17 protein-coding genes and 1 riboswitch are annotated in these 15865 nt (G+C 71.7%); of the genes, 11 read left to right on the top strand and 6 right to left on the bottom strand.

Features of this window, described 5'->3' with window-relative positions; all coding sequences use genetic code 11:
- Nucleotides 1-12: 12 nt before the first annotated feature.
- Nucleotides 13-1137, bottom strand: coding sequence for a hypothetical protein (locus ACWC1K_RS26650; protein WP_450834868.1), 1125 nt, complete (start codon nt 1135-1137; stop codon nt 13-15).
- 190 nt (nt 1138-1327) lie between these two features.
- Between ACWC1K_RS26650 and ACWC1K_RS26655 the strand changes: the two genes are divergently transcribed.
- The 5 genes from ACWC1K_RS26655 (at nt 1328) to ACWC1K_RS26675 (ending at nt 8133) form a co-directional block, all read left to right on the top strand.
- On the top strand, nt 1328-1660 hold the full coding sequence (locus tag ACWC1K_RS26655; RefSeq protein ID WP_450834870.1) for a CU044_2847 family protein: 333 nt from the start codon (nt 1328-1330) through the stop codon (nt 1658-1660).
- A 10-nt stretch (nt 1661-1670) separates the two neighbouring features.
- Nucleotides 1671-6122 (top strand): tetratricopeptide repeat protein, encoded by a 4452-nt coding sequence (locus ACWC1K_RS26660; protein WP_450834871.1) that lies wholly within the window; start codon nt 1671-1673, stop codon nt 6120-6122.
- 447 nt (nt 6123-6569) lie between these two features.
- Complete coding sequence (locus ACWC1K_RS26665; RefSeq protein ID WP_450834873.1) at nt 6570-7169, top strand: RNA-guided endonuclease InsQ/TnpB family protein; 600 nt, start codon at nt 6570-6572, stop codon at nt 7167-7169.
- Nucleotides 7166-7573 (top strand): transposase, encoded by a 408-nt coding sequence (locus ACWC1K_RS26670; protein WP_450834875.1) that lies wholly within the window; start codon nt 7166-7168, stop codon nt 7571-7573. The genes ACWC1K_RS26665 and ACWC1K_RS26670 overlap by 4 nt, the downstream gene beginning before the upstream one ends.
- On the top strand, nt 7519-8133 hold the full coding sequence (locus ACWC1K_RS26675) for a hypothetical protein (RefSeq protein WP_450834877.1): 615 nt from the start codon (nt 7519-7521) through the stop codon (nt 8131-8133). The genes ACWC1K_RS26670 and ACWC1K_RS26675 overlap by 55 nt, the downstream gene beginning before the upstream one ends.
- Before the next feature lie 55 nt (nt 8134-8188).
- Here the strand turns inward: ACWC1K_RS26675 and ACWC1K_RS26680 are convergent, their stop codons facing one another.
- The 4 genes from ACWC1K_RS26680 to ACWC1K_RS26695 all read right to left on the bottom strand — a co-directional run bounded on the left by ACWC1K_RS26680 (nt 8189) and on the right by ACWC1K_RS26695 (nt 10426).
- Nucleotides 8189-8395 carry a hypothetical protein gene (locus tag ACWC1K_RS26680; RefSeq protein WP_450834879.1) on the bottom strand — a complete coding sequence of 69 codons (207 nt, stop codon included), beginning with the start codon at nt 8393-8395 and terminating at the stop codon, nt 8189-8191.
- A 55-nt stretch (nt 8396-8450) separates the two neighbouring features.
- The gene (locus ACWC1K_RS26685; RefSeq protein ID WP_450834881.1) at nt 8451-8924 is read right to left on the bottom strand and encodes a C40 family peptidase; all 474 of its coding nucleotides are present in this window, start codon (nt 8922-8924) and stop codon (nt 8451-8453) included.
- A 3-nt stretch (nt 8925-8927) separates the two neighbouring features.
- Nucleotides 8928-9061: riboswitch (cyclic di-AMP (ydaO/yuaA leader) on the bottom strand.
- Between the two features lie 413 nt (nt 9062-9474).
- Entirely contained in the window at nt 9475-9783 is a 309-nt protein-coding gene (locus ACWC1K_RS26690; protein ID WP_450834883.1) for a hypothetical protein, read from the bottom strand.
- Nucleotides 9784-9790: 7 nt separating this feature from the next.
- Complete coding sequence (locus ACWC1K_RS26695; RefSeq protein ID WP_450834884.1) at nt 9791-10426, bottom strand: ATP-dependent Clp protease proteolytic subunit; 636 nt, start codon at nt 10424-10426, stop codon at nt 9791-9793.
- A gap of 63 nt (nt 10427-10489) precedes the next feature.
- Between ACWC1K_RS26695 and ACWC1K_RS26700 the strand changes: the two genes are divergently transcribed.
- Nucleotides 10490-10777, top strand: coding sequence for a type II toxin-antitoxin system Phd/YefM family antitoxin (locus tag ACWC1K_RS26700; protein ID WP_450834886.1), 288 nt, complete (start codon nt 10490-10492; stop codon nt 10775-10777).
- Between the two features lie 65 nt (nt 10778-10842).
- On the opposite strand, the gene ACWC1K_RS26705 is transcribed toward ACWC1K_RS26700, so the two are convergent.
- Complete coding sequence (locus ACWC1K_RS26705) at nt 10843-11856, bottom strand: ABC transporter permease (RefSeq protein WP_450834887.1); 1014 nt, start codon at nt 11854-11856, stop codon at nt 10843-10845.
- 114 nt (nt 11857-11970) lie between these two features.
- Between ACWC1K_RS26705 and ACWC1K_RS26710 the strand changes: the two genes are divergently transcribed.
- The 5 genes from ACWC1K_RS26710 to ACWC1K_RS26730 all read left to right on the top strand — a co-directional run bounded on the left by ACWC1K_RS26710 (nt 11971) and on the right by ACWC1K_RS26730 (nt 15720).
- Nucleotides 11971-12621: a TetR/AcrR family transcriptional regulator gene (locus tag ACWC1K_RS26710; protein ID WP_450834889.1), complete on the top strand. Its 651-nt coding sequence runs from the start codon at nt 11971-11973 to the stop codon at nt 12619-12621.
- Between the two features lie 87 nt (nt 12622-12708).
- Complete coding sequence (locus tag ACWC1K_RS26715) at nt 12709-13011, top strand: urease subunit gamma (RefSeq protein WP_351479390.1); 303 nt, start codon at nt 12709-12711, stop codon at nt 13009-13011.
- A gap of 9 nt (nt 13012-13020) precedes the next feature.
- Nucleotides 13021-13332 carry an urease subunit beta gene (locus ACWC1K_RS26720; protein ID WP_450834891.1) on the top strand — a complete coding sequence of 104 codons (312 nt, stop codon included), beginning with the start codon at nt 13021-13023 and terminating at the stop codon, nt 13330-13332.
- On the top strand, nt 13325-15046 hold the full coding sequence (locus ACWC1K_RS26725) for an urease subunit alpha (RefSeq protein WP_450834893.1): 1722 nt from the start codon (nt 13325-13327) through the stop codon (nt 15044-15046). Before ACWC1K_RS26720 ends, ACWC1K_RS26725 begins: the two co-directional genes overlap by 8 nt.
- Entirely contained in the window at nt 15046-15720 is a 675-nt protein-coding gene (locus ACWC1K_RS26730; RefSeq protein WP_450834895.1) for an urease accessory protein UreF, read from the top strand. Before ACWC1K_RS26725 ends, ACWC1K_RS26730 begins: the two co-directional genes overlap by 1 nt.
- Nucleotides 15721-15865: the final 145 nt, after the last annotated feature.

Raw genomic sequence — 15865 nt, forward strand, 5'->3', positions numbered from 1 at the left:
CCCGTGCCCCCGTCAGTTCCGTGTCGTCTCTCCGGGCGGGCCGCCCAGCGGGACCAGCACCGGCTCCCCTGCGTCGTCCGGGCGGAACACCAGCACGCCGAGCCCGTCGGCGGCGCTGTGCATGCCCAGCCGGTATCGCCCGCCCCGCAGGGCGGGGCACGGCACCTCGAACTCCCGCCCGCCTGCCCGCACCCACACCTCCGGGCGGTGCGCGCCGGGTACGTCGACCGTCACGGCCCGATCGTGGTCCATCACGGTCAAGGGCACGGCCTGCCCCTCCACGGTCAGCGCAATGTCCGCCCCGACGAGCAACCCGCCGCGAATCCGGTGCACGCTCAGGCCGACCGCGTACTGGGCGGCGGCGGGGGCCCGTACAGAGCCGCGCGCCAGGCGCAGCGCTCCGAGTGCCGTGGCATGCGGCTCCAGTACGAGGGCGGGGGCGCCGCCCGTGGCTTCGCGCACGGCGTCCTGGGCGAGCGGATGCCCGCCGAGCCGGCCGTGGACGAGGATCTGCAGGCCGCCGTCCTCGGCCGGCTGCCCGTGCCGGGCCCGTATCGCCAGGACCGCCGATCGCAGCGCCGCCTCGACCGGAGCGAAGCCGTCGAGTGCGGCCCCGGCGGTCACGTGCCCGGCCGGGCTCAGCGGTGCCGCCCGGTAGCGGGGCTGCACCCGCGCCCTGGCCAGCAGGAGTGCCGCCCGGCCCGTTTCCCACGAGGGCACTCCGTCGCCTACGAGTACGGTCTGGGGGTCCGCGGACGTCGTGCGCCACTCGGCGCCGAGCAGTTCCACTTCTCGCCCGGTGGCCCGACACAGCGCTGCCCCGGCCGTCTCGGCGTCCAGCCGGCACACGAGGTACCTGCCCAGCGGACGTTCCATCGAGGCGGTGGCCGCCACCGAGCCGGGTACGAACTGCCGCAGGCCGAGTCCGCCGGCCAGCTCCCCGTACAGCGCCTCCCGGGGTGCGGCACCGGCTGCGTCGAAGAGCTTTTCGGGCAGGGCGAGGACGAGGCCCTCCACGGGCTCCGGAGCCCGGCGCAGATACTCCCCCACTCCTGCGGGCAGCGACTCGGGGGGCCGTGCGCCGTCCGTGCCGCCGGCCACGGCGATCCCCGCCTCGACGTCGATTCCCACGAACACGGGCCACCACCTGTCCGCGCCCACCACACGCCGGTGCGCTCCCCGTGCGCACCGATCGGCCCAGGTTAGCCCTTCTCGCCAACACCCGCTGCTCTCCTGGAAGATGATGTCATTTCGGAATCAACCGTGAAGAGTCAGGACTACAATCAGAGCGCACTGGGGCCGGGCCGGACAGGCATGGGGGCGGCGCATGAGCGATCTGGTGCGATTCGAGACGACGGACGGGGCGGCCATGGTCGTCGAGATCGAGGACACCTCGCCCGGGCTGGAGAACGTGGCACGTGGCGAGGGCGGCATCCTGGAGGCGGGCCGCCGCCTCGACGAGATGCTCACCGGCGCCCGTCCGACGATCGAGGCCGTGCTCACGCTGCTGCGCCAGCTGGCGCCCGACGAGTACGAGGTCGAGTTCGGCATCAAGCTGAACGCCGAGGCCGGAGTGGTGGTCGCGAAGACCACCGCCGAGGGGCACTTCGGCGTACGGCTCGCCTGGCGCCGCGACGACACGGCCGCCGGGACGGACTAGGGCGGCCGCCGTGGCGCATTGGGAGCGGGCCCCGTGGCTGGTGGGCATCGCCCGCGCCGAGGGCGGGCCGCCGATCGGCGGGGGCGTGCTCGTCACCGACCGCCATGTGGTGACGTGCGCCCATGTCGCCGCCCCGCACGGCGCGCACCCCGAACCGCCCCCCGGACCCGTCTTCGTCAGCTTCCAGTGGGCCGGTACCCACGATCCGGTGCCCGCCGTGGTCGTGGCGGACGGCTGGCACCCGCAGGACACCAAGGAGCGCAGGGGCGACCTGGCGGTCCTCGAACTCCAGGGCCCCGCACCGGAGTCCGCCGGACCCGCGCGGCTCGTCTCCACCCGTGGCGGCACCTTCGGCCACCGGTTCTATGTGTACGGCTATCCGGAAGGCCACAAGGAGGGCGGAGTGCCGGCGGACGGTGTGGTCCGCGGCCCCGCGGGACACGAATGGATCGAGCTGGAGTCGGGGTCCACGCTCGGCCACCGCCTCGCGCCCGGGTTCTCCGGCTCCCCCGTGTGGGACCTTCCGCTGGGCGGCGTGATCGGTGTCGTGGCCATGCGTGACAAGCCGGTGGCCGGCCAGGACCCGGGCACCGCCTACGCGATCCCCGTCGAGACGATCGCCGGGTACTGGCCGCCCCTGCGGCAGCTGATCCACGACCCGGTCACCGAGGAGCAGCGGGCCAGGATCGACTCCCTGCTGGCGCGCCCGCTGGACTCCGCCGGCGAGCTGCCCAGGATCCGCGACATCCCCATCTACGACATCGGCGTCACCCAGTCCAAGGACCTCGGCGACCGGCCGGACCCGCCCTACGTCCCCCGTCTCAAGGAGGACCGCGAGCTCGACGAGGCCCTGCACAGCCAACCGTTCGTCCTGCTGAGCGGCGATTCGAAGGCCGGCAAGTCCCGCACCCTCATCGAGCGGCTGCGCGAGGCACTGCACCCGGACACCCGGCTCATCGTCCCCGGACCCGTTCCCTCGGCGCCTGGCGAACTGGCCGCCCTTCCGCTGCCCACCGGCGGCGACCGGGCCGTACTGTGGCTCGACGACATCGACGAGTACCTGCGGCCCGGCGGTGTGGACGTCCGCGTCCTCGAGGCCTACGCGGCCATGGAGCCTCCCGTCACCGTCGTCGCCACGATCACCTCGGAGTGGCTCAGCCGCCTCAAGGTCCCCCAGGGCGAGGTCAACCGCACGGCACGCCAGGTACTGAACCGGGTCACGCCGATCGTGCTGCCGCGGCTCCTGCGGGAGGAGGACCTGCCCGAGGCCCGGCGTCTGTATCCGCAGGAGGACTTCACCGATCGCGGGATCGGCGAGCTGATGGTCGCCGCGCCGCTCGTGGAGGCGCGCTTCAACGGCGGGCGTGACACCTGTCCCGAGGGCTGGGCGGTGGTCCGGGCCGCGGCCGACTGGCACCGCATGGGCTGTGAAACACCGCTCACCGGGGACGCGTTGGCGCAGCTGTTCGCGCGCTACCTCGCCGCCGGCCCCAGCAATCGCGCCATGACCGAGGCGGCCCTGGGGACCGGCGTCGCCTGGGCGACGGAGCCGGTGGCCGGAAGCATCGCGCTGCTGCGCGAGTCCCGGGACGCGGGCCCGTCCCCGAGCGGTGCCGGAGCCGAGGACGGGGACGACCGCCGCTACGAGGCCTTTGCCTACCTTCCCGGCTACCTCGACGGCCGCGACGACCCGGAGACCTCGCCGGTCCCCCGGTTCGCCTGGGAATGGGCCGTGCGCGCCGTACCGCCCGACCACCTGCTCGGCGTCGCGTTCGCCGCGTTCACGCGGAAGGAACAGGACGTGGCCGTCGGCGCGCTGGAACGTGCCCACACCGATGCGACGAACCGCGGAGTCAGGGCCTGGGCGGCGCTGATGCTCGGCGAAATGGCCATGTATCTCAAGGACATGGCGCGCGCCAAGGTGCTGTTGGAGGAGGCGGCGGGTTCCGGATCGTCCGACGTCCTGCCGTTGGCCCAGGTCGACCTCGCCGCCGTACTGCAGGTCACGGGTGACATGGCCGGCGCACGCCGGCAACTGGAGGCGGCGATCGCGTCCGGCGATCCGCAGGCGGCTCCGCTGGCCCGGGCGAGCCTGGGTGGCGTGCTGCTGAGCCAGGGCGAGACCGAGCGGGCCCGGGAACTGCTCGAATCCGCACTGGAGTCGGGAGACTCCCAGGTCGTGCCGATCGCACAGTCCGGTTTCGCCGGGTTGATCGTGCAGCGCGGCGAGATGTCCGGCGCGGGGGCCCGGGCGAAGCGCGCCCCGTCCGCCGCGCTGCCCTCCGGCGCACAGTCCCGCCTCGTCGGCACGGAGCCGCTGAGCCTGCCGCGTGCGGTACGCCAGTCCGCCATCGCGTCGGCGGTACCGCTCGCCCAGGTCAATCTGAGCGCGGCCCTGCTCGACGAGGGCGAGCTGGACCGCGCCGACGAACTGCTGGCTGCGGCGCTGTCCTCCGGGAATCCGCTGGTGGTGCCACTGGCCCAGGCGAACCTCGGTGCGCTGTGCATCCAGCGGGGCGAGCTGGACCGGGCCCGCGATCTGCTGGACGCGGCCGCCGCGTCCGAGCATCTCTTCGCCTCCGAACACGCCCAGGTCACCCTTGCCTGGCTGTACTGCCTGGAGGAGAGACTGGACGAGGCCGATGCCGTCCTGGAGCGCGCCGTCCACTTCACCAATCCGGAGCAGGTGCTGCGTGCCCAAGGCCTGCTCGCCGCGGTGCAGGCGGCACGTGGCGACTTCGAGGCCGCTGCCGAACGGCTCCAGAGGGTCGTCGACTCGGGCCACCCCGGCTGGGCCGCCGTCGCCCGCTCCGACCAGGCGATGTACTGGGCCCAGGCCGGCTACGACGACCGCGCCCTGGCCGCGCTCACCGAGGTCGCGGAGTCCGGTCACCCGGATCAGGCTCCCCGTGCCGCGGACCTGCTGGGCGACGTGAAGACAGCGCTGGAGGACTGGCCGGGCGCCGAGGCCGCCTACCGCGCCGCGATCGCCTCGGGCCACCGGGTCTGGGCCCCGATGGCCCGCCTGGACCTCGCCCTGTTGTTCATCAGGCTCGGCGACGAGCGCGGGCCGGACCTGCTCACCGAGATCATCGACTCCGACGAGCCCGATCTGGCGCCGCGCGCCGCCGACCTGCTCGGCGACACACTGGCCGCCCGCGGCGACTGGGCGGGGGCCGAGGCCGCCTACCAGCGGGCCATGGACTTCGGACACCAGCACTGGTCGGCCGTCGCCCGGATCGATCTGGCGCTGATGCTGGCCGAGCGGGAGGACGGAACTCGGCGCGCCGAGGCCCTGTTCACCGCGGAGGCCCGGTCGGGCTCGGCACTGGCCGAGATCGCCGAGGCGTTCCTGGGCATCCTCCTCGTGCAGGAGCAGCGCACCGAAGAGGGTCGCCCGATCCTGGCCCGCATCGCGGAGTCCGACTCCGAGGAGGCAAGGGACCTCGCAGGCGTCCAACTCGCGAAGCTGGCAGCCCAGGAAGGCCGGCCGGAGGAGGCGGCCGAGCGCTTTGAGGCGCTGCTGGCCTCCGACAGCCGGATCGCCACGTCGTTGACCCCGCTCGCCCTGGCCCATCTGGGGGCGATCAAGCTGCAGCAGGGCGACGTGGAGGCAGCCCTGGACCTCCTCGACGAGGCGACCGCCTCCGGGCAGACGGACGCGACGGCCGTCGCGCTCCTCGGCCGCGGCGAGTACCTGGTCGAGGTGGGCGACATGGCGGCGGCCCAGCCGTATCTGCGGGCGGCGCTCGACCTGGACGAGCCGGACGTCACCCCGCGGGCGCTCGCCCACCTCGGCTGGACGCAACTCGCCGAGAACGACCTGGAAGAGGCCCGTGAAACCCTCACGCGGGCACTGGCCACCGACACGCCCTCGATCGAGCCGCTGACCCGCCGCCTCCTCGGCAGCGCACTCGCCCGGCTCGGCCGTCGCACGGAGGCCCGCGAGACGCTTCTTCCGCTGGCCCGCTCGGACGACCCGGAGCACCGGCCCCAGGCTCTGGTGATCCTGGGCCGGTTGGCCATGCTGGACGGATACACGGCCGAGGGACAGCACTGGTTGCGCGAAGCGGTCGCATCGGACGACCCGGACGCCAGAACCCTGGCCCTGACCGCCCTCGGCGACGCCCCCGTCGCCTCGCGACCGGCTCTCGTGCCCGCGGGCTCGGACACCCGACCGCGGGAGATCACCACCACCCCGGGCAGGAGCGACGCCCCCGCCCCGGACGTACGGCCCTCGTCCGCCCCCGAGGAGCCCGCACGGCGGGCACCCTCGGGCGACGGCCCGCCCTCCGTCGGCCTGCCGCCCGGCCTGTTCCTGCTTCTGGGTCGCATCGCCGAGGGCGAAGGTCTCCCCGACGAGGCCCGCTACTGGCTCGAGAAGGCCCTGGCCGCCGGCCTCACCCCGGACGCCGCACGCCCGCTGCTGACGGCGCTCCCGGCCGACGACACCACCGTCTGAGCACGCAAGCGACCCATGCTGCGGCCCGGCAGGGAGGACCGACACGGCGCCGCGGCGCGAGCCCATGCAGCGCGCCGCAGCGGGTCACTCCGGCGCGGGCGTCACAGCACCGTGAAGGTCCACAGCAGATTGGTGCTGCTGCCGTACGTCGACTGCTTGGTGCCGGAGCCCGAGGCGACGTTGCCGCCGCCGTCGAGGACCAGGCCACCGGCCGGATGCACACAGCCTCGCCCGCAGCCCAGCAAGAGGTCATTGCGCCTGTTCAGGGCCCGTATTGCGGGTTGCCGCAATCCGCGTTTCCGCCCTGCCGGGGCGGCGGCGCCTGGGATAGCGTGAAAGGCAGAAAGGCCATTTGGCTGGGGCTCTTGGGCGCTAGCCCCCGTCCTTACGGGGGCTAGCGCATCAGCGGGCCGGAATCGCGTAGCGACCGAGTGTGCTGTGGTGTCAGTGGCCCGCACCATGGTGAATTTCGTCGAGGGGGGTGTTCCCGTGCTCTCTGGCCGCAGGTACCGGCTTTCGCTCACTGAAGATCAGGGTGCTTTGTGCGAGGAGTTCGGCAACATCTGTCGGGCGGTGTGGAACACCGGTCTTGATCAGCGGCGTCAGTACCGGCATCGGGGCGGATGGATGAACTTCGCGCCGCAATGCGCGGAGTTGGCCGACGCCAAACGCGAGCATGACTGGTTGAAGGCTGCGCCCTCGCACATCTTGCAGCAGGCCTTGAGGGACGTGGATCGAGCATGCCGAAGGCATGGCACGTTCAAGGTCCGCTGGCGTTCGAAGGCGCTCTGGTCGCCCTCGTTCCGGTTCCCGGATGCCAAGCAGATCCAAGTTGAACGCCTCAGCCGCAAATGGGGCCGCGTCAAGTTGCCGAAGCTGGGATGGGTGCGCTTCCGCTGGTCTCGTCAGCTCGGCGGGGCCGTGCGGTCGGCAACTGTAAGCCGCAAGGGCGCGCACTGGTTCGTATCGTTCCTCGTGGACGACGAGCAGGCCGCGCCCGCTGCACATGCGATGCCGGATACTGCGGTCGGCATAGACGCGGCGTGAGGGTCGCGGTGACGACCAGCGCTGGTCACTTCCATGACCGGCCGTTCATCACTGCGGGCGAGAAGACCCGCTACCGCAGGCTTCAGCAGCGGCTCGCGCGCCAGAAGAAGGGGAGCGCGAACCGGCGTAAGACGGTCGCGGCGATGAACCGGATCATGGGGCGAGCCATCGACCGGCGGGCGGACTTCTGCGCCCACCTGGCGAATCGCTTCACGTCTCGCAACGCGCTGGTGGTCCTGGAAGACCTCAAGACGCGCGCCATGTCGAAGTCGGCGTCCGGCACGATCGCCGAGCCAGGCCGACGCGTGGCCCAGAAACGCGGCTTGAACCGGGCCATCCTCGACAAGGGATGGCACAAGCTCGAACTGGCCCTCACCAGCGCGGCTCGGTACACGGGTCCCTGACCGCCGCGTACGCGTACGCCGAGCGCGGCGCGGCAGCAGGCCCCGCCGGTCTGATCCGTGCCCAGCTCCACGCCTGGGCGCTGCTGCCGACCCTCGCTCAGCAGGGCCGCGACCAGGAGGCGGCCGCCGCCCTCGACGTGGCCTTGACCGAACTCGAAGCCGACCCGGCAGGCCAAGCACCCGGGCGTTTCGGCTTCGACGAACCCGAACTCGCCCTGCACCAGGCCGAAGCGCACCTCACGCTGGGCCGCACCGAGCAGGCCCGCGCCCGCGCCGAGGCCTCCGCGGCCGCCTGCACCACCGGCAGCCCCGGATGGGCCGCCGCCACCCTCGTTCTTGCCCAGGGTGAGGCCTCCGACCAGCCGTCCGACGCCGCTCAGCGCGCCCTGGACGTCATCGACCGGGTGCCGCCGAGCCGCCTGCGCGCCACCGCCCGCACCCGGCTGCAGCGGCTGGAGGGCCTGCTCGCCGCCCGCCCCGCCGAGTATGTGGCCGATCTCCGCGAGCGCCTGCGCACCCTGCCGCCTCCTGTGGACGCGTCCGGCGCCGCATCGGCGTAACGCCGTTGTTGGGCATGGCCTGGCTACGGCACGGGGGACCGAGGGCGGTCCGGGGTCATTCGTCGTCTTCCTCGGGCCCGTCGTCACTGTTGTTCATCGCGTCGTAGAAGGCCTCGTCGTCGTACTCGATGCTGACGTACTGGGGCTCGAAGAGGTCGTCGTCTGGGTCGATGCCTTCGGATGACCGCATCACCTTGACGTCGCGCCGGCGGCCCTGGGGGCGGTGCTTCTCCTCGAAGCGCTGCCGGCCCTCTGATGTCACGTCATGCCCCGCGGGGGCGACGGCTCGTCAGGTTGCCGTCGCCCCCGCGGGAGAGTCAGCTGACCCGGCCGTACCAGACCCTGGAGGTCCAGATCTTCTGCAGCTTCACGACGTCCCCGGTCTTCGGGGCGTGCCAGATCTTCCCCTTCCCGGCGTAGATGCCCACGTGGTAGACGTTGGAGCCCGAGTGGAAGAACACAAGGTCTCCGGCCTTCCGGCTCTTCGCGGAGATGTGCTGGGTCTTGTTGTACTGCTGGGCCGCTGTACGGGGCAGCTTCTTGCCCGCCTTCTTGAACGAGTACAGCGTGAGCCCTGAGCAGTCGAACCGGCGCGGTCCGCTGGCGCCCCACTTGTACGGGGAACCCTTTTTGGAAGCCGCGATCTGGAGTGCCTTCGTCGCCATGGTGGCTGCCGAGGCGTCGGAGGCGACGCCCGGGACCACGATGGAGCCGCCCACTGCGGCGATGGTGAGGGCCGAGGCCGTACCGGCCCGGACCATCAGCGACGGGACACGATTGAGCGCAGTCATGCGCAACCCTTCGTCAGCCGCCTGTGAAGGATGACCTGTCGGATTCGGGCTGGCGAAGTTGCCCGGCCGCTGACGCGGCTTCACCCCAAGGGCTGCTCGACCCGGTCATGGCGTGACCGTTCCGGCGACCCGTCTTGCTTGGGTCCTCCACTCCTGCCGATCCACTCCTGTCGACCGGTCATCCGGGCGGCGGCAGGACTCGGCGTCCGCCCGGATCGCCCCGCCGCTGCGGCGGGGGCTTGTCGTCAGACAGGGATCTTCACCCATACAAGTCCGAAAATCCCAATGGAACCGGGGGTTTGTGTCGTTACTCACCACTCACCCGTTCGGGTGGACACCCCTGCGTTCGAGGGGGCGTTGAGACCCCCGAGGAGGCCCGGACCAGCACCGGAGCATCACATTCCGGCCTTGCGGCAGGCGCGTTGCGCAACCCTGACGGTCGCGAAAAAGGAGCCGCGACTACGCCGAATGGGGGTACCTCGTTTGGTCCGTTTGAACTCCGGTCCGGACGCTTCGCCGAGGGGTGGAAGGTCCAGACCGGTCACGTGCGTCAACTGTGGGGCGGTGGCGGCACCGTGACCCGGGCGGTCCGCCGCTCCCCGTCGAGCACCCGCAGGGCGCGCCCCAGCGTCGGGGCGTGCAGTTCGGTCTCGCCCCGCTGGTGCATCAGAGCCAGGGCGTCGCGCAGCTGGGCCGCCTTGCTCACCAGCGCCTGCGCGGCCCGCAGCCCGCGATACGTGTCGCCGTGCTGCGCGGGGTTGATGCGGCCGAGCAGGTCGACCACGTCGAGGTAACGGTCGATCAACTCGCCCTCGGCGCGCGTGAGGGCGGGCAGCGGCGGGAGTTCGGGTGGGAGCACCGGCCGCTCACCGCCCGGTGGGCGGGGCGAGGGTGGCCTTGCGGCTGGGGATGATCCGGTCCACCAGGCCGTATTCCACGGCTTCCTGGGCGTTCAGGATCTTGTCCCGCTCGATGTCCGCGGCGACCTGCTCCGGGCTGCGTCCCGTGTGCCGTACGAGCATCTCCTCCAGCCGGGCCCGCATCCGGCCCAACTCCTCGGCCTGGATGGCCAGATCGCTGGTCTGTCCCTCGATGGGCTCGGCCAGGAGCGGCTGATGGATCACCACGCGTGCCCCCGGCAGCGCGAACCGCTTGCCCGGCGTGCCCGCCCCCAGCAGCACCGCGGCGGACGAGCCGGCCTGCCCGAGACAGATCGTCTCCACGTCGCAGCCGACGTACTGCATCGTGTCGTAGATCGCCGACATGGCGGTGAACGAGCCGCCCGGGGAGTTGATGTAGAGCGAGATGTCCTGGTCCGGGTTCTGGTACTCGAGATGCATGAACTGGGCCATCACATCGTTCGCCGAGGTGTCGTCGATCGGCGTCCCGAGAAAGACGATCCGCTCCTCCAGGAGCTTGGAGTACGGATCCATCGTCTTGGTGCCGGAGCTGGTGCGCTCGGTGAACTCGGGCAGGACGTAACGGGCGGACGGTCGGGTCATCGGTACCCCTCCTTCTGCGTCTGTAAAAAATGTACAGGACGTACATGACGTTATGATGGGGGTATGGCCTACGAGATTCCGGTGACGCAAGCCAGGGCTGAGCTCGCCGATCTGATCAACCGGGTGGTGTACGGGGGCGAGCGCGTCGTCGTGACACGGCACGGAAAGCCCCTCGTCGCCCTGGTCTCCGCCGCTGACCTGGAACGGCTGGAGGAACTGCAGGAACTCCCGGAGCCCGCCGATGAGCAGGTGATCAGCTCGGTCTCCACCGTCCGCGAGGTGGCGTCCGCTCCCCGCGAACAACAGCGCTTCGGCATCGCGGCGCACCACCGCGGCACCGGCGCCTCGTAGGAAACGCGAAGACCGTGCACCCTCGTCCGCTACGGCGGGGTGCACGGTAGGTCCGGTGCAAAGGGTCAGCCGACAGGGGCGAGGTTCCGCTCGGCGGCGGGCTCGGCGGCCTTGGACCGCGTCTTGAGCGCATGGCCGAGCAGCACGGCGCCCAGGCCCACCAGGGCCCACCAGGTGAGGGTCAGAGCGGGGCGGGTCGCCGCGGCGCCGTCGAAGAACGACACCGAGCGGAGCAGGGTCGTCCCCGCGCCCGGCGGCAGCCACTGGCCGATCGTGCCGACCGGCTCGGGCAGCATCTGCGGGGCCGAGGGCGCGCCGGAGAAGGGGTTGCCGAGGAGCATCACGGTGCCCGCGGCGACAGCGATGCCGGCCCGGCCGAACAGGGCGCCGAGTCCGGCGACCGCGGCGCTCACGGCCAGAGTCGCCAGCCCCAGTACGCCGGCCTCGGCCCACCAGTCGCCGCCGAGCACCCCCAGCCAGCTGTGTGCGATGCCGGCCGCCGCCGCGCCGACCAGTACGGCGGCCCCGATCAGCGCGGTCACGGCGCGCGGACCCCGCAGTCCCGCCATGGTCACCACCGAGCCGGCTGCGATCCCGGCCAGGGCCAGCGGCAGCACGCCGGCGCTGAAGGCGGCGCCGCGTGGGTCGTTCTCCGGCGCGGCCACGACGTCGACCGTACGGATCTGTGTGCCCTGCGCGGCTGCCTGGCGGCCCGCCGCCTGCTGCAGCAGCTGTGCGACCGCCGGACCCGCGGCCGACGCGGTGAGCAGTTCGGGGCCCTGGGGTGTCACGACGACCGCGCCGTATACGGTCCGGTCCTCGATGGCGTCCCGGGCGGCGGCCTCGTCGGCGTAGCGGTGGATCTCGAAGGCGCCCTTCTCCTGCTCCAGCTGCTTCTCCACCTGGGCCGTCGCGGCCGTGGGGCCGGCCACGCCGAGCGGCAGGTCGCGGGGAGCGGTGCGGGCGGCGGGCCAGGCGAAGGCCCACAGCGCCAGGGCGGCGAGCAGCGGAACGAGGACGACGACCGCGATCAGGCGGCGGGTCTGTGTCCTTGCGGGGGTGGCGGACGTGGCGGACATGGCTTCCTCTCCAGACGGAGTTAAAAAGAAGGATCGTTCGTTTTAGGTGTGCCACCACCGTCCTGCCGTCCGGGAGTGCTTGTCAAGAAGGAACGTTCGTTTTACTTTGGGGGCATGGCCCGCGTATCCCAGGAACACCTCGACGCCCGCCGCCGGCAGATCCTCGACGGCGCCGCACTGTGCTTCGCACGCAACGGCTTCCACGCCACCTCCATGCAGGACGTCCTGAAGGAGGTCGACCTGTCCGCGGGTGCCGTCTACCGCTACTTCAGCGGCAAGGAGGAGCTGATCGCCGCGATCGTCACGGAAGTGCTCGGCCAGGTCCACCAGGCCTTCGAGGAGGAGGCCCGCACCAGCCCGCCCCCGCTTCCGGACCTCTTGGTGTCTTCGGTGCTCGGCCGCGTGCTCGCGGCCAAGGAGTCGCTGACCGTGGACGGGCGGCCCGCCTTTCCGGGGCTGGTCATCCAGGTGTGGGCGGAGACCCTCCGCAACGAGGAGCTCGCGGCCCTGCTGCGCGAGGGCTATGGCGCGGTGCGGGAGACCTGGGGGCGGATCGCGGAGGCGTACCAGGAGGCCGGGATGATGCGGTCGGACGTGACCCCGGACGACGTGGCCCGCACGATGATGGCGGCCGCCATGGGCTTCCTCGCCCAGCAGGCCTTGTTCGGGCCCGCTTCCAGCGACGTCCTGCGCGATGGTCTACGGGCGTTGATGAGCGTGCAGGATCACAGCTCGGTTAACTTGCTTGAAACTCGGTCCAACTAGCCTGCCGATCCACGCCACCAGGGACTTTGCCCCGTGGCCGCGGCAACCGGACCCCGCACGGTCCGGGTGAGGACTGTGAGGTGGGACGTGCAACTGACCCCGCACGAGCAAGAGAGGCTGCTCATCCATGTGGCGGCCGACGTCGCCGAGAAGCGCCGGGCCCGTGGGCTGAGGCTCAACCACCCCGAGGCGGTCGCCCTCATCACGTCGCACATCCTCGAAGGTGCCCGTGACGGCCGCACCGTCGCCGACCTCATGGCCTCCGGGCGTAAGCTCCTCACCCGGGACGACGTCATGGAGGGCATCCCCGAGATGATCCACGACGTCCAGGTCGAGGCGACCTTCCCGGACGGCACCAAGCTGGTCACCGTCCACGACCCGATCGTCTAGGGGGCCTCGATGATTCCCGGCGAGATCCTGTTCGCGGACGAGCCCGTTGTGTACAACGAGGGCCGCGAGGTCACCCTGCTGACCGTCCTCAACGCCGCCGACCGGCCCGTCCAGGTCGGCTCCCACTACCACTTCGCCGAGGCCAACCCCGGCCTGGACTTCGACCGCGCCGCCGCCCGCGGCAAGCGGCTCAACATCGCCGCGGGTACGGCCGTGCGCTTCGAGCCCGGGATCCCCGTGGACGTCGAACTCGTCCCGTTGGCCGGCGCCCGTGTGGTGCCCGGGCTGCGCGGGGAGACCGGAGGTGCCCTCGATGCCTGAGATCTCGCGTGCCGCCTACGCCGACCTGTTCGGCCCCACCACCGGTGACCGCATCCGCCTCGCCGACACCGATCTGATCGTCGAGATCGAGGAGGATCGTTCCGGCGGACCCGGACTCGCCGGTGACGAGGCCGTGTTCGGCGGCGGCAAGGTCATCCGTGAGTCCATGGGCCAGTCCCGTGCCACGCGTGCGGAGGGCACCCCGGACACCGTCATCACGGGTGCCGTGATCATCGATCACTGGGGGATCGTCAAGGCCGACGTCGGCATCCGCGACGGCCGGATCACCGGGATAGGCAAGGCCGGCAACCCCGACACCATGGACGGCGTCCATCCCGACCTGGTCATCGGCCCCGAGACCGAGGTCATCGCGGGCAACGGGCGGATCCTGACCGCCGGCGCCATCGACGCGCACGTCCACTTCATCTGTCCGCAGATCGCCGACGAGGCGCTGTCGGCCGGCATCACCACGCTGGTCGGCGGCGGCACCGGACCGGCCGAGGGCTCCAAGGCCACCACGGTCACGCCCGGCCCCTGGCATCTCGCCCGGATGCTGGAGGCGATGGAGCAGTACCCGCTCAACATCGGCTTCCTCGGCAAGGGCAACACCGTCTCGCACGAGGCGATGCTGTCGCAGATCCGCGGCGGCGCACTGGGCCTCAAACTGCACGAGGACTGGGGCTCGACGCCCGCCGTCATCGACGCCTCGCTGACCGTGGCGGACCAGACGGGCATCCAGGTCGCCATCCACACGGACACGTTGAACGAGGCCGGGTTCGTGGGCGACACCCTCGCCGCGATCCGCGGGCGCGGTATCCACGCCTACCACACCGAGGGCGCGGGCGGCGGGCACGCGCCGGACATCATGACCGTCGTCTCCGAGCCGCATGTGCTGCCGAGTTCGACCAACCCGACGCGGCCGTTCACCGTGAACACCGCCGAGGAACACCTCGACATGCTGATGGTGTGCCACCACCTCAACCCGGCGGTGCCGGAGGACCTGGCGTTCGCCGAGTCGCGGATCCGGCCGTCCACCATCGGCGCGGAGGACATCCTGCACGACCTCGGTGCCATCTCGATCATCTCCTCCGACGCCCAGGCCATGGGACGCGTCGGCGAGGTCGTCATGCGGACCTGGCAGACGGCGCACGTGATGAAGCGGCGGCGGGGAGCGCTGCCGGGCGACGGACGCGCGGACAACCGGCGGGTGCGGCGGTACGTGGCCAAGTACACGATCAATCCGGCGCTCGCGCAGGGTCTTGCCCGGGAGGTCGGGTCGGTGGAGACCGGCAAGCTGGCCGACCTCGTGCTGTGGGAGCCCGCGTTCTTCGGGGTCAAGCCGCAGCTGGTCATCAAGGGCGGGCAGATCGCCTACGCGCAGATGGGCGACGCCAACGCGTCCATCCCGACCCCGCAGCCGATCCTGCCGCGGCCGATGTACGGGGCCATCGGGCGGGCGCCCGCCTCGAACTCCTTCAACTTCGTGGCGCCGCTCGCCATCGAGGACGGGCTGCCGGAGCGGCTGTCGCTCGGGAAGCGGTTCGTCGCGATCGACTCGACGCGTGGGGTGACCAAGGCCGACATGCGGGAGAACGACGCCCGGCCCCGGGTGCAGGTCGATCCCGACAGCTTCGCCGTGCACATCGACGGAGAGCTCGTCGAGGCGACGCCGGCCGCCGAACTGCCCATGGCCCAGCGGTACTTCCTCTTCTGATGTCCAGGGCAGCTCTTCTCGTTCTGGCCGACGGGCGCTTTCCCGCCGGAGGGCATGCGCACTCCGGCGGGGCCGAGGCGGCCGTGAAGGCCGGGCGGATCAGTGGGGCCGCGAGCCTGGAGTCCTTCTGCCGGGGGCGGTTGCACACGGCGGGGCTGGTCGCGGCCTCGCTGGCGGCCGCCGCAGTACTCGGCGTGGATCCTGTGGCGTTGGACGCGGCCACGGATGCGCGGACGCCGTCGCCCGCGTTGCGGGTTGCCGGGCGGAAGCTGGGGCGGCAGTTGATGCGGGCCGCCCGCGCCGCCTGGCCCTCGGGTGAACTCGACGCACTGGCGCGGGAGTTCCCCAAGGGGGCGCATCAGCCGGTGGTGCTCGGGGTGGCCGCTCGGGCGGCGGGCTTGGAGGCCGTGGACGCGGCCTACTGCGCGGCGTACGAGAGTGTCAGCGGTCCGGCCAGTGCGACGGTGCGGCTGTTGAGTCTTGATCCGTTCGATGCGACGGGGGTGCTGGCTCGGCTGGCGCCGGAGGTCGATCGTGTCGCGGATCGGGCGGTGGAGGCGGCGCGGGCGGTTGTCGACGACGGGGTCGATGCGTTGCCTGCGGCTTCCGCGCCGTTGCTGGAGATCTCTGCGGAGGTGCATGCCGCCTGGGGTGTGCGGCTGTTCGCCTCGTAGGGCCCGCGGCGGAGCCGCTGATGGATGCCGCGCCCCCGCCGCCCCTTCCCATTCCCGACCCTGGGGGCTTTGCCCCCAGACCCCCCTTTCGGCCTGAACGGCCTCGTCCTCAAACGCCGGACGGGCTGAAGTGGCGCCGGACGGG

This window comes from Streptomyces sp. NPDC001492, from assembly GCF_053597275.1.

Coding starts and splice junctions, on each gene's coding strand:
- ACWC1K_RS26655 (WP_450834870.1), top strand. CDS start 1,328: ATGAGCGATCTGGTGCGATTCGAGACGACGGACGGGGCGGCCATGGTC.
- ACWC1K_RS26675 (WP_450834877.1), top strand. CDS start 7,519: ATGGCACAAGCTCGAACTGGCCCTCACCAGCGCGGCTCGGTACACGGG.
- ACWC1K_RS26685 (WP_450834881.1), bottom strand. CDS start 8,924: ATGACTGCGCTCAATCGTGTCCCGTCGCTGATGGTCCGGGCCGGTACG.
- ACWC1K_RS26695 (WP_450834884.1), bottom strand. CDS start 10,426: ATGACCCGACCGTCCGCCCGTTACGTCCTGCCCGAGTTCACCGAGCGC.
- ACWC1K_RS26700 (WP_450834886.1), top strand. CDS start 10,490: ATGGCCTACGAGATTCCGGTGACGCAAGCCAGGGCTGAGCTCGCCGAT.
- ACWC1K_RS26705 (WP_450834887.1), bottom strand. CDS start 11,856: ATGTCCGCCACGTCCGCCACCCCCGCAAGGACACAGACCCGCCGCCTG.
- ACWC1K_RS26710 (WP_450834889.1), top strand. CDS start 11,971: ATGGCCCGCGTATCCCAGGAACACCTCGACGCCCGCCGCCGGCAGATC.
- ACWC1K_RS26720 (WP_450834891.1), top strand. CDS start 13,021: ATGATTCCCGGCGAGATCCTGTTCGCGGACGAGCCCGTTGTGTACAAC.
- ACWC1K_RS26725 (WP_450834893.1), top strand. CDS start 13,325: ATGCCTGAGATCTCGCGTGCCGCCTACGCCGACCTGTTCGGCCCCACC.
- ACWC1K_RS26730 (WP_450834895.1), top strand. CDS start 15,046: ATGTCCAGGGCAGCTCTTCTCGTTCTGGCCGACGGGCGCTTTCCCGCC.